This window comes from Flavimobilis soli, assembly GCF_002564025.1.
Classification (GTDB): Bacteria; Actinomycetota; Actinomycetes; order Actinomycetales; family Cellulomonadaceae; genus Flavimobilis; species Flavimobilis soli.
Window position 1 is genome coordinate 523,582 of the sequence record NZ_PDJH01000001.1, and the last position, 19,974, is coordinate 543,555.

Annotated in this window: 22 protein-coding genes; 13 read left to right on the forward strand and 9 right to left on the reverse strand. The window is 72.9% G+C overall.

The features are described 5' to 3' along the window. Window positions 1-36: 36 nt before the first annotated feature. Window positions 37-486 carry an NfeD family protein gene (locus tag ATL41_RS02375; RefSeq protein ID WP_098457035.1) on the reverse strand — a complete coding sequence of 150 codons (450 nt, stop codon included), beginning with the start codon at window positions 484-486 and terminating at the stop codon, window positions 37-39. 128 nt (window positions 487-614) lie between these two features. Then, entirely contained in the window at window positions 615-1,400 is a 786-nt protein-coding gene (locus ATL41_RS02380; protein WP_098457036.1) for an ABC transporter ATP-binding protein, read from the reverse strand. Window positions 1,401-1,449: 49 nt separating this feature from the next. Between ATL41_RS02380 and ATL41_RS02385 the strand changes: the two genes are divergently transcribed. From ATL41_RS02385 to ATL41_RS02395, 3 genes are all read left to right on the forward strand, one after another. After that, window positions 1,450-2,304, forward strand: coding sequence for a hypothetical protein (locus ATL41_RS02385; RefSeq protein WP_098457037.1), 855 nt, complete (start codon window positions 1,450-1,452; stop codon window positions 2,302-2,304). A 121-nt stretch (window positions 2,305-2,425) separates the two neighbouring features. Next, the gene (locus ATL41_RS02390) at window positions 2,426-3,760 is read left to right on the forward strand and encodes a sensor histidine kinase (RefSeq protein ID WP_098457038.1); all 1,335 of its coding nucleotides are present in this window, start codon (window positions 2,426-2,428) and stop codon (window positions 3,758-3,760) included. 28 nt (window positions 3,761-3,788) lie between these two features. Further along, window positions 3,789-4,448: a LuxR C-terminal-related transcriptional regulator gene (locus tag ATL41_RS02395; protein ID WP_098457039.1), complete on the forward strand. Its 660-nt coding sequence runs from the start codon at window positions 3,789-3,791 to the stop codon at window positions 4,446-4,448. A 21-nt stretch (window positions 4,449-4,469) separates the two neighbouring features. Here ATL41_RS02395 and glgA read toward each other — a convergent pair whose 3' ends face one another. Further along, a complete protein-coding gene (gene glgA / locus ATL41_RS02400; protein WP_098457040.1) occupies window positions 4,470-5,684 on the reverse strand; it encodes a glycogen synthase in 1,215 nt (404 codons plus the stop codon). A 116-nt stretch (window positions 5,685-5,800) separates the two neighbouring features. Here glgA and glgC point away from each other — a divergent pair, with 116 nt between their 5' ends. Both glgC and serB read left to right on the forward strand, forming a co-directional pair. Then, window positions 5,801-7,045: a glucose-1-phosphate adenylyltransferase gene (gene glgC / locus ATL41_RS02405; protein ID WP_098457041.1), complete on the forward strand. Its 1,245-nt coding sequence runs from the start codon at window positions 5,801-5,803 to the stop codon at window positions 7,043-7,045. 58 nt (window positions 7,046-7,103) lie between these two features. Continuing rightward, window positions 7,104-7,775 (forward strand): phosphoserine phosphatase SerB, encoded by a 672-nt coding sequence (gene serB / locus ATL41_RS02410; RefSeq protein WP_281253853.1) that lies wholly within the window; start codon window positions 7,104-7,106, stop codon window positions 7,773-7,775. Window positions 7,776-7,886: 111 nt separating this feature from the next. Here serB and ATL41_RS02415 read toward each other — a convergent pair whose 3' ends face one another. The 3 genes from ATL41_RS02415 to fabG all read right to left on the reverse strand — a co-directional run bounded on the left by ATL41_RS02415 (window position 7,887) and on the right by fabG (window position 9,945). Then, window positions 7,887-8,408 (reverse strand): SixA phosphatase family protein, encoded by a 522-nt coding sequence (locus ATL41_RS02415; protein WP_098457042.1) that lies wholly within the window; start codon window positions 8,406-8,408, stop codon window positions 7,887-7,889. A 12-nt stretch (window positions 8,409-8,420) separates the two neighbouring features. Beyond that, window positions 8,421-9,188, reverse strand: coding sequence for an enoyl-ACP reductase FabI (gene fabI / locus ATL41_RS02420; protein ID WP_098457043.1), 768 nt, complete (start codon window positions 9,186-9,188; stop codon window positions 8,421-8,423). 70 nt (window positions 9,189-9,258) lie between these two features. After that, window positions 9,259-9,945, reverse strand: a complete 687-nt coding sequence (gene fabG, locus ATL41_RS02425; protein WP_281253854.1) for a 3-oxoacyl-ACP reductase FabG — start codon at window positions 9,943-9,945, stop codon at window positions 9,259-9,261. Window positions 9,946-10,214: 269 nt separating this feature from the next. On the opposite strand from fabG, the gene ATL41_RS02430 reads away from it, so the two are divergent. Genes ATL41_RS02430 through ATL41_RS02440 form a run of 3 tightly spaced genes read left to right on the forward strand, consistent with a single transcriptional unit; the run spans window position 10,215 to window position 11,736 of the window. Then, window positions 10,215-10,556, forward strand: a complete 342-nt coding sequence (locus tag ATL41_RS02430; protein ID WP_245854579.1) for a DUF3099 domain-containing protein — start codon at window positions 10,215-10,217, stop codon at window positions 10,554-10,556. Beyond that, complete coding sequence (locus ATL41_RS02435) at window positions 10,553-10,780, forward strand: hypothetical protein (protein ID WP_098457046.1); 228 nt, start codon at window positions 10,553-10,555, stop codon at window positions 10,778-10,780. Before ATL41_RS02430 ends, ATL41_RS02435 begins: the two co-directional genes overlap by 4 nt. Next, a complete protein-coding gene (locus ATL41_RS02440; RefSeq protein ID WP_098457047.1) occupies window positions 10,777-11,736 on the forward strand; it encodes an SURF1 family cytochrome oxidase biogenesis protein in 960 nt (319 codons plus the stop codon). Before ATL41_RS02435 ends, ATL41_RS02440 begins: the two co-directional genes overlap by 4 nt. Here the strand turns inward: ATL41_RS02440 and ATL41_RS02445 are convergent. Beyond that, window positions 11,709-13,307, reverse strand: a complete 1,599-nt coding sequence (locus ATL41_RS02445; RefSeq protein ID WP_098457048.1) for an ABC-F family ATP-binding cassette domain-containing protein — start codon at window positions 13,305-13,307, stop codon at window positions 11,709-11,711. The two genes, ATL41_RS02440 and ATL41_RS02445, sit on opposite strands and share 28 nt — an antisense overlap. A 117-nt stretch (window positions 13,308-13,424) precedes the next feature. Between ATL41_RS02445 and ATL41_RS02450 the strand changes: the two genes are divergently transcribed. The 5 genes from ATL41_RS02450 to ATL41_RS02470 are packed head-to-tail and all read left to right on the forward strand — an operon-like array spanning window position 13,425 to window position 18,976. After that, entirely contained in the window at window positions 13,425-14,075 is a 651-nt protein-coding gene (locus ATL41_RS02450; RefSeq protein WP_098457049.1) for a biotin transporter BioY, read from the forward strand. After that, window positions 14,072-14,920: an energy-coupling factor ABC transporter ATP-binding protein gene (locus ATL41_RS02455; RefSeq protein ID WP_425432646.1), complete on the forward strand. Its 849-nt coding sequence runs from the start codon at window positions 14,072-14,074 to the stop codon at window positions 14,918-14,920. Before ATL41_RS02450 ends, ATL41_RS02455 begins: the two co-directional genes overlap by 4 nt. Continuing rightward, entirely contained in the window at window positions 14,917-15,639 is a 723-nt protein-coding gene (locus ATL41_RS02460) for an energy-coupling factor transporter transmembrane component T family protein (RefSeq protein ID WP_245854580.1), read from the forward strand. The genes ATL41_RS02455 and ATL41_RS02460 overlap by 4 nt, the downstream gene beginning before the upstream one ends. 19 nt (window positions 15,640-15,658) lie before the next feature. Next, window positions 15,659-16,531, forward strand: coding sequence for a KPN_02809 family neutral zinc metallopeptidase (gene ypfJ / locus ATL41_RS02465; protein ID WP_098458885.1), 873 nt, complete (start codon window positions 15,659-15,661; stop codon window positions 16,529-16,531). A 9-nt stretch (window positions 16,532-16,540) separates the two neighbouring features. Next, window positions 16,541-18,976, forward strand: coding sequence for a DEAD/DEAH box helicase (locus ATL41_RS02470; protein WP_098457051.1), 2,436 nt, complete (start codon window positions 16,541-16,543; stop codon window positions 18,974-18,976). Window positions 18,977-19,087: 111 nt separating this feature from the next. Here the strand turns inward: ATL41_RS02470 and ATL41_RS02475 are convergent, their stop codons facing one another. Next, on the reverse strand, window positions 19,088-19,411 hold the full coding sequence (locus tag ATL41_RS02475; RefSeq protein WP_098457052.1) for a metal-sulfur cluster assembly factor: 324 nt from the start codon (window positions 19,409-19,411) through the stop codon (window positions 19,088-19,090). Next, window positions 19,408-19,962 (reverse strand): Fe-S cluster assembly sulfur transfer protein SufU, encoded by a 555-nt coding sequence (gene sufU / locus ATL41_RS02480; protein ID WP_098457053.1) that lies wholly within the window; start codon window positions 19,960-19,962, stop codon window positions 19,408-19,410. The genes ATL41_RS02475 and sufU overlap by 4 nt, the downstream gene beginning before the upstream one ends. Between the last annotated feature and the right edge of the window lie 12 nt (window positions 19,963-19,974).

The following is a 19,974-nucleotide window of genomic DNA, read 5'->3' on the forward strand; positions in this document are numbered from 1 at the left end:
CGGGCTTGCGGGATGGGGCTTGCGGGTACGTACCGGTCAGGCGCCTGCGGACTGCTGCTGAGGCTCCACGACCGCGGTCGCGCCGTCGATGCGTCGGACGACCACCTCGGCGCCCGCCGGGATCACGACGCCGTCGTCGTCGGCACGGGCGGTCCAGACCTCGCCCCTGAGCTTGACGAGGCCGGCCGTGCTCGTGACCTCCTGGACGACGATCGCCTCGCGGCCGACGTTCGCCGCCGCGTTGGTCTCGACGAGGGGTTCACCACGGGCGCGGAGGTTCTTGAGCAGGAACGGACGCAACGCGGCGAGGAGCACTGCGGACACGACCGCGAAGGCGACCACCTGCCACGTCAGGTCGAGGCCTGCGGCGGACGCGATCCCGGCGGCGAGGGTGCCGCCGGCGAACATGAACAGCACGAGGTCGAGCGTCAGGGCCTCGATCGCGACGAGCGCGAACATGATGACGAGCCACCAGTACCAGTCCATGATCTCCTCCCCCGTGCTGATCGTCGCGTCAGCGCGACGACGAGCGGTGCTTTACCGACACTTTACCGGAGAAGAGGCAGGTGCGACACCGCTCGAGGCTGCTCGGCGTGCCCTGGAGGGAGCCGCGGTCAGCGCGCGCCGCGGGCCGTGTACCGGCCGTCGTGCGACTCGACCACGAGAGGCAGGCCGAACGCCTCGGAGAGGTTCTCGCTCGTGAGCACCTGGGCGAGCGGGCCGGCCATGAACGCCTGACCGCCCCGCAGCAGGAGCGCGTGCGTGAAGTTCGGCGGGATCTCCTCGACGTGGTGCGTCACGAGCACCATGACGGGCGAGCGCCGATCACCCGCGAGCTCCGCGAGCGCTGCGACGAGCTCCTCGCGGCCGCCCAGGTCGAGCCCGGCGGCGGGCTCGTCGAGGAGCAGGAGCTCGGGGTCGGTCATGAGCGCGCGGGCGATCTGCACGCGCTTGCGCTCACCCTCCGACAGGGTGCCGAAGGTGCGCTCGGCGAGCTCCGCCATGCCGAACAGGCGCAGCAGGTCGCCGGCGCGCCCGAGGTCGAAGTCCTCGTACTGCTCGCGCCACCGCCCGGTCATGCCGTACGCGGCGGTCAGCACGACGTCGCGCACGGTCTCCGAGGCGGGGATGTGCTCCGCGAGGGCAGCGCTCGACAGGCCGATGCGTGGACGGAGCTCGTTGAGGTCGGTGCGGCCGAGCCGCTCGCCGAGGATGTCTGCCGTGCCCGAGGTGGGGTGCATCCGCCCCGCCGCGATCGACATCAGCGTCGTCTTGCCCGCCCCGTTGCGACCGAGGACGACCCAGCGGTCCTGGTCCTGCACGGTCCAGCTCACCTTGTCGAGGATCGTGGTGGTGGAACGGCGGACGGTGACGTCGTGCAGGGCGAGAACCTCGGTCATGGTCACCGAGCCTATCCGCTGAAGCCGCAGACAGGGGTAGGTTTGATACGTGACCGGGACCTCATCTGTCGAGCTGCCGCGTTCCGTGCGGCTCGCTCTGTGGCTCACCGCGGCGTCCCGGCGTGGCGGTCCAGGTGCCCCCTCCGACCATGCCGAGCGTGTCGTCGCGGCAGTAGGTGGCGACGACGAGCCGCACGACCTCCACGAGCCTGGTGTCGAGGTTCCAGAGACCGGCCCTGCGGCGTTCCTCGGGTCCGACGGTTCTGCGTTCCGGCAGCAGGTCGAGCGGTGGATCGCGGGCGGCTGCGCCGCCGTCGCGCTCGTGCCTCCGCCGGGCGACGCGTCCGGGCTCCCGGCCATGGTTCCCGACCGCGCGGTCGAGGCCGGCGAGTGCGTCCTGCTCACGTGCGGCACCCGCCACGCGGTCGCGGTCCCGGAGATCGTCGAGTTCGGCTCGGTCTGGGAGCGCGGGCACTGCGTGACGTGGCACGTGACGGAGACCGGCCCGTGGGCCCCGCGGTTCTTCGAGGCGGTCGGCACGCTCGCGGACGCCGAGAACGCGATGCGGCACGCGGTGATCCAGGCGACGGGCGCGCTCGTCGACCTCGACGTCGCGCAGTGGCGCGAGGAGGCGGCGCGCGAGATCGACCACCTGCGCTCGGGGCTCGTCCCGGCGTGGGACCTCCCGGAGGACGTCCCGCACCGCAACGTGCAGGTGCTGACGACGGCGGCGCGCCTGCGCGCGATCGTCGCGCTCGCGGCCCAGGACGACGGCGGGGCGACCAACCTGTGGCAGTCGGACCAGCGCTCGACGGCGCTGCGCGAGGTCGAGCGCGCCGCGCGGCGCGCGCTGTCGGCCGCGACGTTCCTGCCCGCGGACGACGTCGACGTCACGCACCTGTGAGCGCGACCGAGCCGGTCGCGTCGAAGGGGTCGGGTTTTCCCCCGGGGGTGCGGGTGCGCACCCGATGGTCCAGGGCCATGACCTGCTCGGAGCATGGAGCCATCCGACCGAGGAGGACCTCATGACCACCGAGCGAGTGGTGAACCGCACCGTCCCTGTCCCCGCGTGGCGCGCGGTCGCGCACCGTCAGACGTGGCGCGAGTTCGGCTACCTGAACCTGCAGATGCTGATCGCACCCTTCGCGTTCACCTGGACGGTGGCCGCGGTGTCCTTGGGGGCGGGGCTCCTGGTGACCGTCGTCGGTCTCTTCGTCCCCGCGGCGATGGTCGTGGCGAGCCGCGGGTGGGGCTCGATGTACCGGGGGCTCGCGTCGTCGCTCCTCGCCACCGACGTCGTCGCGCCGCCGGCTCGACGCCGGGCTTCCTCCGTGAGCGGCACCCTGTGGTCGATGCTCACGGACGCGCCGGGCTGGCGCGCGATGCTGTTCTGCCTCGCCTCGCTCCCGCTGGCGATCCTGACCTTCACGCTGACGTGGACGTTGCTGCCGCTCGGCGTGGGTGGGCTGACGTACTGGGCGTGGTACTTCTTCCTGCCCGCGCAGCAGGCCGCGGACGGCACGTGGCACCGCGGCGCCCAGCTCAACGAGTGGTTCCTGGACACACCGCTGCGCGCGCTCCTGGCGGTCGCGGCCGGCGCCGTCGTGCTGGTCCTCTGGGGGCTCGTCAACCGGGCGTCGGCGCTCGTCTGGCGCGCGCTGACCGTCGCGCTGCTCGCACCGACGCGCGCCGAGCTGCGGGTCGCCGCGCTCGAGGAGTCGCGGAGCCGGACCGTCGAGGACGCGGACGCACGCCTGCGCCGCATCGAGCGCGAGCTGCACGACGGCACGCAGGCCCGGCTGGTCGCCGTCGCGATGCAGCTCGGCGAGGCGAAGGAGCTCATGGGCACGGCCCCCGAGGAGGCGTCGAGCCTGCTCGCGACCGCGCACGCCTCGACGAAGGAGACCCTCGCGGAGCTGCGCGAGATCGCGCGGGCGATCCATCCTCCCGCACTCGAGGCGGGGCTCGAGGTCGCGCTCGAGACCCTCGCCGCGCGATCCGCGGTTCCGGTACGCCTCCACGTCACCCGGGCCGACGGCGCCGCGCAGGCCACGCCCGCGGCAGAGTCGATCGTCTACTTCGGCGTCGCCGAGCTCGTGACGAACGCGACGAAGCACGCACAGGCCACGCGGGTCGACGTCGAGCTCGAGCACGGCCGTGACGCGCTGCGTGTCACGGTGCGCGACGACGGTCGCGGCGGCGCGGCCGTCGTGCCGCCGGCTGTCGGCACAGGCTGGTCCGGTACGGGGCTCGCGGGGCTCGCCGAGCGGGTCCGCTCGGTCGACGGCGCGCTGACGCTCGACAGCCCGCCAGGAGGCCCTACCGTGGTGACGGTCTCCGTGCCGACCCACGCCGGATGACGTCTCGACCGACCACCTTGGAGGGTGCGTGCGCCTGATCGTCGCGGAGGACTCTGCGATCCTGCGGGACGGGCTCGTCGCCCTCCTCACCCGTCGTGGCCACGACGTCGTCGAGGCCGTCGGTGACGCCGCCGCGCTCGAGACGCACGTCGCGCACCTCGCGCGCACGGACGAGCTGCCCGACGTCGTCGTGACGGACGTGCGGATGCCACCGTCGTTCACCGACGAGGGGCTGCGCGCCGCGGTCGCGCTGCGCGCGGCGTACCCCGACCTCGGCGTGCTCGTGTTCTCGCAGCACGTCGAGACGCGGTACGCGTCCGACCTGCTCGCGTCCGGCGCGCACGGCGTCGGCTACCTGCTCAAGGACCGTGTCGCCGACGTGGCGGAGTTCATGGCGGCGCTCGACCAGGTCGCTCAGGGACGTACGGTCCTCGACCCGGAGGTCGTCAGCCAGCTCATGGGTGCGTCGCGCCGCGAGGCGACCCTGTCGGCGCTCACCCCGCGCGAGCGCGAGGTGCTCGAGCTCATGGCGCAGGGGCGGTCCAACGCCGCGATCGCGTCGACGCTGTTCCTGTCCGCGGGGGCGGTCGAGAAGAACGTCACGTCGATCTTCGAGCGCCTGGGGCTGCCGCAGGACTCGGCGGACAACCGGCGCGTGCTGGCCGTGCTGCGCTACCTCGGGGTCTGAGACCCTGCAACGGCAGCGGCCTCAGCCCGCGAGCACCGCGCGGTAGATCTCCATCGTCCGCTCGCCGATCGCCTCCCACGCGAAGTGCTCCTCGACGCGACGCCGGGACGCGGCACCCATCGCGGCAGCCCGCTCGGGGTCGCCGACGACAGCCGCGAGCGCGGCCGCGAGGTCCGCGACGAAGCGGTCCGGGTCGACGGGCTCGCCCGTGCCGTCCTGCACCTGCTCGATCGGCACGAGGAGGCCGGTCTCTCCGTCGACGATGACCTCCGGGATGCCGCCGGTCGCCGAGCCGACGACGGGCAAGCCCACGGCCATGGCCTCGAGGTTGACGATGCCGAGCGGCTCGTAGACCGAGGGGCACACGAACACGGTCGAGGCCGCGAGGACGGCGATGAGCACGTCGCGCGGGAGCATCTCCTCGATCCACACGACACCGGACCGGCTCGCCGACAGCCGGGCGACTGCCTCGCCGACCTCGCTCGCGATCTCGGGAGTGTCGGGCGCCCCCGCGCAGAGGACCACCTGGACGTCGGCGGGCAGGCTCTCGACCGCACGAAGCAGGTACGGCAGGCCCTTCTGGCGGGTGATGCGGCCGACGAACACGACAGCGGGACGCCCCGGGTCGATGCCCAGACCGCGCACGGCATCCTCTGCCACCTGCGCCGCGGCCCCCTCGGGTCGACGCCACCGCCCGAGGTCGATGCCGTTGTGCACGACGTGCACGCGCGCGGGGTCGACGTCGGGATAGGCGCGCAGGATGTCGTCGCGCATGCCTCCGCTCACCGCGATGATCGCGGCCGCGCTCTCGTACGCCGTGCGCTCCGCCCAGCTCGACAGCGCGTACCCGCCGCCGAGCTGCTCGGCCTTCCACGGGCGCAGCGGCTCGAGCGAGTGCGCGGAGACGACGTGCGGGATGCCGTTGAGCAGGCTCGCGAGGTGGCCGGCGAGGTTCGCGTACCAGGTGTGCGAGTGGACGAGGTCAGCGCCGGCGACGTCTGCTGCCATCGCGAGATCGACCCCGAACGTGCTGAGCGCCGGGTTCGCCGCGGCGAGCTCCTCGGGGGCGACGTATCCCGTGACCCCCGGGTGCTCGGTCTGGTCGCGCGGCCCGTCGAAGCACCGCACGCGCACGTCGGCGTGCGCCCGCAGGACGCCGGACAGCTCGGCGACGTGCACACCCGCTCCCCCGTAGACGTACGGCGGGAACTCGCGGGTCAGGAGGTCGATTCTCACAAGCGACACGGTAGCGTGTGCGCGCACGTCGCAGCCCCGCGCGACCGGGGCGACACGAGCGAGAAAACGGGCAGCACACCTGTGCGCCAGACCACACCGGCCACTAGTGTCTAGTCATGGCAGCTCCCCGGGTCCTGGCAATCGTCCTCGCAGGTGGCGAAGGTAAGCGGCTGATGCCGCTCACGGCAGACCGGGCCAAGCCCGGCGTCCCGTTCGGCGGGATCTACCGCCTGATCGACTTCGCGCTGTCGAACCTCGTGAACTCGCACTACCTCCAGATCGTCGTGCTGACGCAGTACAAGTCGCACTCGCTCGACCGGCACATCACGAAGACCTGGCGCATGTCCCACCTGCTGGGCAACTTCGTCGCCTCGGTGCCCGCGCAGCAGCGCGTCGGCAAGCACTGGTACCTCGGCAGCGCGGACGCGATCTACCAGTGCCTCAACATCATCTCGGACGAGCGTCCTGACATCGTCATCGTCGTCGGCGCGGACCACGTCTACCGCATGGACTTCAAGCAGATGGTCGACGCGCACATCGAGTCGGGTGCGCAGCTGTCCGTCGCGGGGATCCGGCAGCCGATCGCGCTCGCGGACCAGTTCGGCGTCATCGACACCGACCCGACCGACGCGACGAAGATCCGCGCGTTCCTCGAGAAGCCGACCGACCCGGTCGGCCTGCCTGACTCCCCCGGCGAGGTGCTCGCCTCCATGGGCAACTACGTCTTCGACGCTGACGCGCTCGTCGAGGCCGTCACGCAGGACGCGGCGAGCCTGACGAGCCGGCACGACATGGGCGGCGACATCGTCCCGATGTTCGTCGAGCGCGGCACGGCCGCCGTCTACGACTTCATCCGCAACGACGTGCCCGGTTCGACCGATCGCGACCGCGACTACTGGCGCGACGTCGGGACGCTCGACTCGTACTACGAGGCGAACCGCGACCTCATGGCCGTCCAGCCGGTGTTCAACCTCTACAACGAGCTGTGGCCGCTCTACACGGGTTACGTCGGCCTGCCGCCCGCGAAGTTCGTCCACGCGAGCGGAGGACGCGTCGGTCACGCGGTCGACTCGATCGTGTCGCCCGGCGTGATCGTCTCGGGTGGCCAGGCCGCTGGCTCGGTCCTTTCCCCCGGCGTCGTGCTGCACTCCTGGTCCTCGGTCGCCGACTCGGTGCTCATGGACAACGTCGAGGTGCAGCGCCACGCGCAGATCAACCGCTGCATCATCGACAAGAACTGCGTGATCGAGGAGAACGTCCGCGTCGGCTTCGACCCCGAGGTCGACCGCGCGCGCGGTCTGACGGTCACCGAGAGCGGGCTCACGGTCATCCCGAAGGGGACGATCGTCCGCGACGCGTGAGGCGTCCGGGTCGCGGGCACTGACGCGCGCGGCCCGCGCCGATCCCTATCGTGAGCACGTGACCGCGACCGAGCCCGCCCGCACCGACCGCCACCTCCTCGTGATGGACGTCGACTCGACGTTCATCACCGCCGAGGTCATCGAGCTCCTCGCCGACCACGCCGGCACCCGGGCGGAGGTGGCAGCCGTCACGGAGGCCGCGATGCGCGGCGAGCTCGACTTCGCCGCGTCGCTCGAGCGGCGCGTCGCGACGCTCGCAGGCCTGCCCGTGTCGGTGTTCGAGGACGTCCTCGCGGAGGTCCGGCTGACGCCGGGCGTCGTCGAGCTGCTCGACGTCTGCCGCAGCCGCGGCTGGGTCGTGGGCCTTGTGTCGGGCGGCTTCGAGGAGGTCGTCGCGCCGCTCGCGGCACGCCACGGGATCACGCGGTTCCGCGCGAACCGGCTCGAGGTGCGCGACGGCGTCCTCACCGGGCGGACGACCGGTCCGGTGATCGACCGCGCGGCCAAGGAGCGCACGCTGCGCGAGCTCGCCGAGGCCGAGGGCATACCGATGTCGCGCACCGTCGCGATCGGCGACGGTGCGAACGACCTCGACATGATCGGTGCCGCCGGCATCGGCATCGCGTTCCAGGCGAAGCCGGTCGTCGTGGCAGCAGCGCCCTACTCCGTGCCCGGCCCGCGGATCGACGACGCGGTGGCGGTCATCGACGCGGCGATCGCCGGTCGCTGAGCCCGGCACGCACGCACGAGCTTCGCTCTACGACGCGACGAGGCCCGCCCCTGCTGGGGCGGGCCTCGTCCTCCGTCCGGGTCGACGGCACCGCCGTGACCGTCGGGTGAGCTAGACCTCGGGGCGGAACACTCCCCTGAGCAGCGCGACGTCGTCGCCCCACTGCTCCCACGGCACGTCCGCCGTCAGGACGCTGAACGCCGCGGTCGGCACGCCCGCACGGACCTGCGCGAGCGCGCCCTGGTCGGAGCCAGGCGCGGCGAGCGCCCCCGCGAGCCCGGACACGGCCGGCTCGTGCCCCACGAGGAGCACGGTCCGCACGCGCGCGTCGATGCCGCGCACGGCGGCGAGCAGGCCCGACGGGGTCGCGCCGTAGAGGTCGTCACGCATGTCGACCTGAGGCTCGGCCTGCTTGAGAGCAGCCTTCGCGAGCTCCCACGTCTGACGCGTGCGCAGCGCCGTCGAGCACAGCACGACCTCGGGGAGGAGGCCTCCCTCGACGAGGTGCTTGCCGAGGCGTGTCGCTTGCTTGCGGCCCTGGAGGGCCAACGGACGAAGCTCGTCCGCGGCGCCGTCGGCCGGCTCGGCCTTGGCGTGTCGCAGGACGACCAGGGTGCGTTCTGTTCCGGGCATGGCCCTAGAGTCTCACAAGCCCATCGCGTGGACTCCCCCGTCCACGTGCACGATCTCGCCGGTCGTGGCCGGGAACCAGTCGGACAGCAGCGCGGCGACGGCGCGGGCGGTCGGCTCGGGGTCGGACTGGTCCCAGCCGAGCGGCGCGCGCTCGGGCCAACCGCCCTCCATCTTCTCGAAGCCGGGGATGGACTTCGCGGCGGTCGTGCGGATCGGGCCGGCCGACACGAGGTTGACGCGGATCCCCTCAGGGCCGAGGTCGCGTGCGAGGTAGCGCGACGTCGACTCGAACGCCGCCTTCGCGACACCCATCCAGTCGTAGACAGGCCACGCGAAGCTCGCGTCGAACGTCAGGCCGACGATCGAGCCGCCCTGGGTCATGAGCGGCTTGGCCGCGACCGCGAGCGACTTGAGCGAGAACGCGGAGACCTCGAGAGCGGTCGCGACGTCGGCCCACTGGCCCGACAGGAAGTTGCCGCCCATGACGGACTGCGGCGCGAAACCGATCGAGTGGACGACACCGTCGAGGTGGTCGACGTGCTCGGACACGCGGCCCGCGAGCGCCTCGAGGTCACCCTCGTCGGTGACGTCGAGCTCGATGACGGGCGCGGGCGCCGGGAGGCGCTTCGCGATCGCCTGCGTGAGGCGAAGCTGGCGGCCGAACGACGTCAGGACGACCTCGGCACCCTCCTGCTGGGCGAGGCGGGCGACGTGGAAGGCGATCGAGTGGTCGGTGAGCACGCCGGTGACGAGAAGCTTCTTGCCGTCGAGAAGAGCCATGGGTGGTCCTTTCTGCATCGCGGCCCGTGCGTGCACGGGCCGCGGGAGGTCTGTTGGTGGGGGGATCCGGTCAGTGACCCATGCCGAGGCCGCCGTCGACCGGGACCACTGCCCCGCTGACGTAGGCGGCGTCGGGCGAGGCGAGGAACTGGACGACGCCGGCGACCTCGTCGGGCGACGCGAACCGCCCGGCCGGGATCGTGGCGAGGTACTGCTTCTGGCGTTCCTCGGGGAGCTCGGCGGTCATCGCGGTCTCGATGAAGCCAGGAGCGACGACGTTCGCGGTGATACCGCGTCCGCCCAGCTCCCGGGTGATCGAGCGGGCCATGCCGACGAGCGCCGCCTTCGAGGACGCGTAGTTCACCTGGCCGGGGCCGCCGTAGAGGCCGACGACCGAGGAGATGAGGACGATGCGGCCGCGGCGCATGCGGATCATGCCCTTGGACGCGCGGCGCACGCAGCGGAACGTGCCGGTGAGGTTGACGTCGAGGACCGACTCGAACTCCTCGTCGGACATGCGCATGAGCAGCTGGTCCTTCGTGACGCCCGCGTTCGCGACGAGCACCTCGACGGGGCCGAGCTCTGCCTCGACCTTGTCGAAGGCCGCGTCCACGGACGCGGTGTCGGTGACGTCGCCGACGACGCCGAGCACGCCGTCGGGCAGGTCGCCGCTGCGGTAGATCGTCGCGACGCGGTCGCCGTTCGCCACGAAACGCTCGGCGATCGCGCGGCCGATCCCGCGGTTGGCTCCGGTCACCAGAACGGTGCGCGGCTCGGTCACATGTCCTCCAGGTCGTCGACGTGCTCAGGGGCAGGGTGCGCCCACGTCCTCCCGACGCTACCCGCGGGGAGGGCGCGCACCCGTGAACGGCGCACGCACGGATGGAACGCGCCTCTTGTGGACTTCCCACAAAGATCACAGCCGGCCACCGGGTCCGCACGAGGCGACGCGCCTAGACTCTTGAGGTGATGACTCGAGGCACCGGACGACAGCGGCGACGCTCTGACGACGTCCCGGTGCAGAGGGTGTCCGACGCGCCCCTGTCGCTCGAGGACGACCAGCAGCGGCGCATGCGCACCTACCTGGTCCAGATGTCGATCCGCCTCGTGTGCATCTTCCTCGCGGTCTTCGTGCCCGGCGTGCTGCGGTGGGTGTTCGTCGCAGGAGCGGTCGTCCTCCCGTACACGGCGGTCATCCTCGTCAACGCCGGCCGCGACCGGCGCACGCAGGCGACCCTCATCGACACGCGGGCCCTGCCGTCCCGTCCCTACGCGGACCCCGCAGGCCCAGGTTCGCCCGGTGCGGCGGGGACCTGGGACGATGGGCAGGACCAGCCGGAAGGCCATCGACCCAGGAGCACACGTTGACCACGCCCGAACCCGACCCCGTCGACCGCGAGCTCGTGTGCAGCGGCAAGGGCTGCCGCGCGCAGGCCGTGTGGGCCGTGCTGTGGAACAACCCCAAGATCCACACGCCTGACCGCCGCAAGGTGTGGCTCGCGTGCGACGACCACCGCGACCACCTCGAGAACTTCCTCGACCTGCGCGGCTTCCGCAAGGGCACGATCCCGGTCGAGGAGCTCGAGCAGTGACGGAGCCGGCCACGTCACCCGAGCGCGCTCGCGCGAGGACGCGGCGCGAGTGGGTCGTGCTGTTCGTCGGGGCGCTCGTCGTCGCCCTGCTCTGCCTCGCGGCGGGGCGCTGGCAGTGGCACCGCTACGAGTCGAAGCGCGACGCCGTCGCGATCGTGACGACCAACTACGACGCGCCCGCCGTGCCGTTCGCCACGCTCGTGCCCGAGCCCGGGGCGACGGTCCCCGCGTCCCTCGTCTGGCGCACCGTGACCGTGACCGGCACCTACCTCGAGGACGCGACCGTCCTGCTGCGCAACCGGCCGGTCGACTCGACGGCGGGCTTCCACGTGCTGACGCCGTTCCAGGCCGAGGACCCGGCCGTCACGGTGGTCGTGGACCGCGGCTTCATCCCGATCGGTGCGGACGCCTCCGCGCCCGACGTCGTCCCTGCCCCGCCGGCCGGGACCGTGACGGTCACGGCGCGGCTGCGCGAGGAGGAGTCACCGAGCGGGCGCGGCGCACCCAGCGGCCACGTGCAGTCGATCAACAACGAGCAGGTCCTCGCCGCGGGCGGGCTCCCGGCCGACGACGTCGCGACGATCGACGGCTACCTCGCCGTCGTGTCGGAGTCGCCCGCCCCGGAGACGACGCTGCGGGCGCTGCAGGCCCCGGACACGTCGCTCGGGTCGCACCTGTCGTACACCTTCCAGTGGTGCGTCTTCGCGGCCGGGGCGATCGGCGGCTTCTTCGTGCTGCTGCGCCGCGAGCGGCGCGAGGCGGACGAGCGCGCCGGTCTCGCCGCCGGCGCTGCGGTCCTGCCCGAGGGCACCGCCCCCGAGGTCGTCGCGTGGGTGTCGGGGCGGCGCTCCGGCTCGGCCGACCGCCGGCCGCGCCGCATGACGGACGAGGACGCCGAGGACGCCGAGATCGACGCCCTCGAGAGCGGTCAGGCGAGCGACACCAGCTCGGCGTAGCTGTCGTTCCAGAGGTCCTCGTCGCCGTCGGGCAGCAGGAGGACGCGCTCGGGCACGAGCGCCTCGACGGCGCCCTCGTCGTGCGTGACCATGACGACCGCACCCTCGTACGTGCTGAGCGCACCGAGGATCTCCTCGCGACTGGCCGGGTCGAGGTTGTTCGTCGGCTCGTCGAGCAGCAGGACGTTCGCCGAGGAGACGACGAGCGTCGCGAGCGCGAGCCGCGTCTTCTCACCACCCGACAGCACCTTCGTCGGCTTGTCCGCGTCGTCGCCCGAGAACAGGAACGAGCCGAGCACCGAGCGCACCTCGGTGTCCGTGAGGTCCGGGGCGGAGTGGCGGAGGTTCTCGACGACGGTCATCGACATGTCGAGGGTGTCGTGCTCCTGGGCGTAGTAGCCGATCTTCAGGCCGTGCCCGTGGATGACCGAGCCCGTGTCGGGCTGCTCGACGCCCGCGAGGATCCGCAGCATCGTCGTCTTGCCCGCACCGTTGAGGCCGAGGATGACGACGCGCGAGCCGCGGTCGATCGCGAGGTCGACGCCGGTGAACACCTCGAGCGAGCCGTACGCCTTCGTCAGGCCCTCGGCCATGAGCGGCGTCTTGCCGCACGGCGCCGGCTTGGGGAAGCGCAGCTTCGCGACCTTGTCGCTCACGCGCTCGCCCTCGAGGCCTTCGAGGAGCTTCTCGGCGCGGCGGAGCATGTTCTGCGCAGCGACGGCCTTCGTCGCCTTGGCGCGCATCTTCTCGCCCTGGGCCTGGAGCGTCGCGGCCTTCTTCTCGGCGTTCGCACGCTCGCGGCGGCGACGCTTCTCGTCGGTCTCGCGCTGCTTGACGTACGCGTCGTAGCCGAGGTTGTACTGGTCGATCGTCGAGCGGGTCGCGTCGAGGAAGAACACCTTGGTGCACACGACGCGCAGCAGCTCGACGTCGTGCGAGATGACGACGAGGCCGCCCGAGTAGGTGCGCAGGTACTCGCGCAGCCACACGATCGAGTCGTGGTCGAGGTGGTTCGTCGGCTCGTCGAGCAGGAGGGTGTCGACGCCCGAGAACAGGATGCGGGCGAGCTCGACGCGACGGCGCTGACCGCCCGAGAGCGTGCCGATCGGCTGCGAGAGGACCCGCTCGTCGAGGCCGAGGTTCACGGTGATGCGCTCGGCCTCCGACTCGGCGGCGTAGCCGCCCGCCGCGAGGAAGCGCTCCTCGAGGCGCGGGTAGCGCTCCATCGCCGCCGCGGCGGTCTCGGGGACCGCCGAGGCCATCTGCCCCTCGGCCTCGCGCATGCCGCGCACGATGTCGTTGAGCCCGCGCGCCGACAGGACGCGGTCCATCGCGAGCTGGTCAGGGTCGGCCGTGCGGGGGTCCTGCGCGAGGTAGCCGATCTCGCTCGACCGGGTGATCGTGCCGGAGGTCGGCTGGGTCTCCCCTGCGAGAGTCTTCGTCAGCGTCGTCTTGCCCGCACCGTTACGACCGACGAGGCCGATCCTGTCGCCTGCGGCCACACGGAACGTCGTCGGTTCGAGAAGGAGGCGGGCTCCGACCCGGATCTCGACGCCCTGGGCAGTGATCACTGAGGTTTCCTCCATGCGGTGGTGGCCAGCCTTGGTCGGCGGCACAAACGCCCCCGAGTTTACCGGTGCCTACCGTTTCCCGACGACGTGATAACCGACTCACCGGAGGTCCCACCCATGCCGAGCAGCACCGTCGGTCCCGCCGACGCCCCCGCCGCGAGCAGGTCCGTCGCGGGCACGTCCCTCGCGCCCCGGGCACGGTCGGCGTCGACCGAGACGGCGCTCGTCGCGACGTTCGCCGCGCTCCTCGCGGTCTGCTCGCTCCTCGCGCTGTCCTTCGGTGCTGTCCCGGTCCCGGTGACGCTGCAGACGTTCGCCGTGCTGCTCGCGGGGGCCGTGCTCGGCCCTCGCCTCGGACCGCTCGCGGTGCTGCTGCACCTCGTGGTCGGTCTCGTCGGGCTGCCCGTGCTCGCAGGAGCCAAGGGCGGCCTCGCGGTCCTCGCCGGCCCCTCGGCCGGGTACCTCCTCGCGTTCCCCCTCGCGGCCCTCGTCACGGGCGTGATCGTCGTGGCACTGCGTCGCCGGGGCGCCGCGCTCGTCGCGGTGACGCTCCTCGCGGGGATCGCGGGAACGCTCGTCATCTACGCCGTCGGCGTCCCCGTCATGGCGTGGCGGGCGGGCATGTCGCTCGAGGCGGCCGTCGCGTTCAACAACCTCTTCGTGCCCTTCGACCTCGTGAAGGTCGCGCTCGTCGCGATCACGGCCCCGGCGGTGCACCGCGCGTTCCCCGACCTGCTCCCGACCCGGCGACGCCGCGAGGCCGCGTGACCGACCGCGACCGCACGACCGGCGCTCACGACCGCGCCGGGCTCGACGAGGGCCTCGAGCTCGACGCGGCGGAGGTCCGGGTCGCCGACCCGTCCGTCCCGGGCGGCGTGCGCACGATCCTGCACCCGGTCTCGCTGCGGCTCACCGAACGACGCGTCGCCGTCGTCGGTCCGAACGGCAGCGGCAAGTCGACCCTCGCCCGCCTGCTCAACGGCCTCGTCCTGCCGACGTCGGGTTCGGTCCGTGTCCGCGGCCTCGACACCCGGCGCGACGGCGCTCGCGTGCGGTCGGTCGTCGGCTTCGTCTTCAGCGACCCGGACGCGCAGCTCGTCATGCCGACACCGCTCGAGGACGTCCTGCTGTCCCTGCGCCGCCACGAGCGCGACCGGGCGCGCCGGGAGACGCGGGCCCGCGAGGTGCTCGCGCGTTTCGGCCTCGCCGACCGCGCCGACGTGTCTGTCCACGCACTGTCTGGCGGGCAGAAGCAGCTCCTCGCGCTCGCGGGCGTGCTCGCGACCGAGCCGGAGGTCCTCGTGTGCGACGAGCCGACGACGCTCCTCGACCTGCGCTGGACCGCACACGTCGACGCGCTCCTCGCCGGGCTGCCGCAGCAGGTCGTGCACGTGACCCACGACCTCGCGGCGGCCGCGACGGCGGACCGCCTGCTCGTCGTCGAGGACGGGCACGTCGTCCACGACGGTGACCCTGCAGCCGGGATCGCCGCCTACCGCGAGCGGATGCTCGCCTCGGCGCACGCGCTGGCGACCGGCCACGCCGGGGCAGCCTCCGCCGCCGGCGACGGCCAGGTCGACGTGCGTAGCACGACGACGGCAGGACCGGCATGAGCCGACGCGACGACGGCCGGCGGCCAGCACGTTCACGCCCGGCTCGGCTCGGCACAGGGGCGGGGGCCGGCACAGCTGCGGGGGCCGGGGCCGGGGCGAGCGTGCTCGGGCTGCACGTTCCGGGCAGCTCCGTCGTCCACCGCGCACCGGCGGGGGTCAAGCTCGCCGTGCTCGCGGTCCTCGGGGTCCTTCTCGCCGTCGGCCGGTCCGCGCTCCTCGCAGCGGTCGTCCTCGTGGCCGTCCTCGCTCTCGCGGCCGCCGCACGGGTCGGCGTCGGCGTGCTGCTCCGCCAGGCGCGCGCCGTCCTCGTCATGCTCGTCGCCCTCGCTGCGGTCCAGGCGTGGAGCGTGGGCGTCGAGGCCTCGCTCGCGACGTCGCTCGGGCTCGCGGCGACCGTCCTGGCCGCGGCGCTGCTCACGGCGACCACCCGGGCGGACGCCTTGCTGGACATGCTCACGGCCGTGCTGTGCCGCGCGTCCCGCCTGCCCCTCGTCGGCCGCCGCGTCCGCCCCGAGAGCGTCGCTCTCGCCGTCGCGCTCATGCTGCGGGCGGTCCCCGCCGTCGCGCAGGTCGAGCGCGAGACGCGCGACGCCGCGCGGGCGCGCGGCCTCGAACGATCCCCGCGAGCGCGGCTCGTGCCCACGGTCGTGCGCACCGTCGCGATGGCGCACCGCACGGGCGAGGCGCTCGCCGCTCGTGGAGCGGGCGACGGAGCCTGACGTCGCTTACCGTCAGATCATGACGTTCAACGACGACGCGCGTCTCGACACGAGCAAGGTCCGCCGCGCAGGTGGCGGCAAGGGCATCGCGGTGGGTGGAGGTGTCGGTGTCGTCGCGATCCTCCTCATCGGGCAGCTCCTCGGTGTCGACCTCTCCGGGCTGCTCGGCGGGGGCACCGCGCCGCAGAGCACCGCGTCCGGTGAACCGCTGGACCGGTGCACGACCGGCGCGTCCGCGAACGAGGACGTCGAGTGCCGCGTGGTCGGGGCCGCGACGTCGCTCGACGACTTCTGGACCGACACGTACCCGTCCGTCGGCGACAACCGGTACGCGTCGACGAGCGTCACCCTCTTCTCCGGCCAGGTCCAGACGGCGTGCGGCCGCGCGAGCTCCGCCGTCGGGCCGTTCTACTGCCCTGCCGACCAGATGATCTACCTCGACACCGACTTCTACGACGCCCTGCGCGGCAGCCTCGGCGCGCAGGGCGGCAGCCTCGCGCAGATGTACGTCATCGCGCACGAGTGGGGCCACCACATCTCCAACCTGACCGGGACCATGTCCGCGATCGACCGCGAGGGGACGGGACCGAAGAGCGACGGCGTGCGCCTCGAGCTCCAGGCCGACTGCTTCGCGGGCGCCTGGGTCGCGGGCGCGTCCCAGACGCGCGACGAGGCGGGCACGGCCTTCCTCAAGGCGCCGACCCAGGCGGAGATCGCCGACGCCCTCGACACGGCCTCCGCGATCGGTGACGACCGCATCCAGGAGCGCGCCGGACAGGTGAACCCCGAGACGTGGACGCATGGCTCCTCCGAGCAGCGCCAGAAGTGGTTCACGACCGGCTTCGAGCGCGGCGCGACGGCGTGCGACACGTTTGCGGCGGACGCCCTCTAGCCTCTCTTCGTGACCTTCCCCGCCCCCGGCCCGCGCGCACCTGTCCGTCCCGGGGGCGCGGCGCGGGCGCTCGTCGACCAGCACGCAGCGCTCGTCGCGAGGGCGCGCGCCGTCATCGACCATCTCGACAGCGTCGCCGTGGCCGTCGCCGCGTGGGTCAGCGCCGACGAGCAGCGGCGGGCCCGCGAGGAGCTCTCGCTCGTCCCCGTCGCACGTCTCGGCGAGACGACCGACCGCAACCTGCGGCTCGCTGCGGTCCAGGCCGCCGGGTACACGACCGCCGCAGACCTTCTCGGCGTCGACGTCGAGACGCTCGACGCGATCCCGGGTGTCGGCGAGGCGACCGCGCGTGGCGTCATGGCCGCCGTCGACCAGCTCGCCAGGGCCGCCGTCGCGCTGCGGCCCCTGCGGGTCGTCCTCGACCAGGCCGGGCTGCCCGAGCCTCGAGCGGCTCGCGACCTGCTCGCCCTCCTGCGGAGGTTCATGCGGGTCTCCCCGCTCGTGACGCCGCACCGGCAGTCGCTCGACGACTACGTCCGCTTCGCGGGCCGCGCGACCCGCGACGCCGCCCCCGCGCGGTACGCAGCGCGCATGCTGCTCACGCTGCCTCGCGCACGCCGCGCTGCACTCGAGGCCATCGAGCAGCTCCGGGCGTGGGACGACCTTCTCGCCACGCACGACCTGCCCGGCGTCGTCGCGCGTGCCGAGGCAGAGATCGCGGTCGCGGACCCCACAGGCGTCGCGCTCGCGGACGACTACGCCCGACGCTCCGCGGAGTACGTCACCGCCCTGCAGCAGATCGTCCCGCACGTCGCCGACGCGCTCGCGACCCGCGGGCTCCTGCCCGCGGACCTCGTCGCCCGCGTCGAGTCGCAGCCGCTCGACACGAGGCACCTGACGGTCGCGCTGCGCGGCTACCAGGAGTTCGGGGCACGCTTCGCACTCTCCCAGGGACGCGTGCTCCTCGGGGACGAGATGGGACTCGGCAAGACGGTCCAGGCGATCGCCGTGATGGCGCACCTTGCCGCAGATGGGCACCGGCGCTTCCTCGTCGTGTGCCCCGCCTCCTTGCTCGCCACCTGGGAGCACGAGGTGCACGAACGCTCCGACCTCGCGGTGCACCGTATCCACGGGGCCGGGCGCGCCGAGGCGCTCGCGGCGTGGGAGAGAGACGGCGGCGTCGCTCTCACGACGTTCGAGGGGCTCGTGCACGTGCCGCTCGACCGCGTCGCTCCCCGCTCTGACCACGCACCGACCCCCGGTTCCGCGGACGACGGCGCGGCGGCCGGCGGCGCGGCGGACGGTGCGGCGGGTGACGGCGCGGCGGGTGACGGCGCGGCGGCCGGCGCCGCGGCCGGCGCGGACCCGTGGCGCGTCGGGCTGCTCGTCGTCGACGAGGCCCAGCAGGTGAAGAATCCCAAGGCCGCGCGCTCGAGGCTCGTCGCCACGTGGGCGCAGCGGTGCGCGCGCGTCCTGCTCATGTCGGGCACGCCCATGGACAACCGCCTCGAGGACTTCCTCGCGCTCGTGGACCTGCTCCACCCGGGCCTTTCCGAGTCGGTGCCGAAGCACCTCGGGCTCGTCGGACCGGAGGCGTTCCGCCGCGCGGTCGCGCACGTGTACCTGCGGCGCAACCAGTCGGACGTGCTCGTCGAGCTGCCAGACGTCGTCGCGTCCGACGACTGGGTCGAGCTCGGCGCCCCGGAGGAGGCGCACTACCGCGCGACGGTCGCGAGCGGGAACCTCATGGCGATGCGCCAGGCCGCGTGGCACGCTCCCGAGGGCGCAGCCGCTCCCCCGGCCAAGCTCGACCGCCTGCTCGAGATCGTCGACGAGGCCCGCGACGAGGGGCGGTCCGTCCTCGTCTTCTCGTACTTCCGCGCGACCCTCGCCCTCGTCGCGACCGACCTCGTCGAGCGTGGCGTCAAGGTTCACGGCCCCCTCACGGGGAACGTCCCCGTGGCACGCCGGGGCGAGCTCGTCGACGCGTTCACCGCCGACGCCGCCGCCGTGCTCGTCGCGCAGGTCTCCGTCGGCGGGACGGGCCTGAACCTCCAGGCCGCGAGCGTCGTCGTGCTGTGCGAGCCGCAGCTCACGCCGAGCCTCGAGGACCAGGCGATCGCCCGCGCGCACCGCATGGGTCAGGTGCGTCCGGTCCGCGTCCACCGCCTGCTCGGCGCTGACGGCGTCGACGAGCGCATCGTCGAGATCCTCGCGAGCAAGCGCGAGGTGTTCGACGACTACGTCCGCGTGTCCTCGCTCGCGCAGGCGGCCGTCGGCTCGGTCGACGTCGCGCGCGGTGATCTCGCCCGCGAGGTCGTCGCCGCCGAGCAGGCCCGCCTCGGCTACGGACCGTGGTGGGACGAGCTCGCGGAGCCGGCGCCCGGCGAGACCCCGGGGCTGGGCGCGACCGCTGGACCGGGCAAGCTCGACGGACCGGGCTGACCGCACGCGCCCCACGTTCCGGCCCGAGCGCCGCGCGTCCTCTCGGCACGGCTCCGACACGACGAAGGCCGCGCCCCGAGCGGGCGCGGCCTTCGTGAAAGACGGGCATGGTCAGAGGTTGAACCCCAGCGCGCGGAGCTGGTCCTTGCCCTCGTCCGTGATCTTCTCGGGGCCCCACGGCGGCATCCAGATCCAGTTGACCCGGTACCCGTCGGTGATGCCCTCGAGGGCCTGTCCGGTCTGGTCCTCGATCACGTCGGTCAGCGGGCAGGCCGCGGACGTGAGCGTCATGTCGATGATCGCCGTGTTGTTCTGGTCGACGGTGATGCCGTAGACAAGCCCGAGGTCGACGACGTTGATGCCGAGCTCAGGGTCGATGACGTCACGCATCGCCTCCTCGACGTCCGCCGCCGTGGGCGCCTGGTTGGTGGTCATGAGATCTCCTGAGAGTCGGGAGCCGGGTTCGAGGTGGTGGTGTGCGGGGCCGACGCCGTCGCGGCGACAGTACCCGAGCCGTCGCGCCCGAGCGCGTCGGTCCGGACGAGGGCGTCGCGCAGCGCGGCCCAGCCGAGCAGGGCGCACTTGATGCGCGCCGGGTAGCGGGAGACGCCCGTGAACGCCGAGGCGTCCCCGAGCAGGTCCTCCGCCTCGTCGTCGAGGCCCTTGCCACGCGTCCCCATGAGGTCGCGGAAGAGGTCGCCGAGGCGCTCGGCCTGCTGGACGGTGCCGCCCTCGACGAGCTCGGTCATGACGGACAGCGAGGCCTGGGAGATCGAGCAGCCCTGACCCTCCCACGTGACCGAGCCGAGGGTGAGCGCGCCGGCGTCACCGGCGTCGATGCGCACGCGGAGCGTGACCTCGTCACCGCACGTCGGGTTGATCTGGTGCGACTCGCCGCACGCGTGCCCGGGGGCGGCGTCGACGAGGCCGCGCCCGTTGGGCATCTTCGCGTGGTCGAGGATGACCTGCTGGTAGAGCTGTTCCATCGCGTTCGCTGA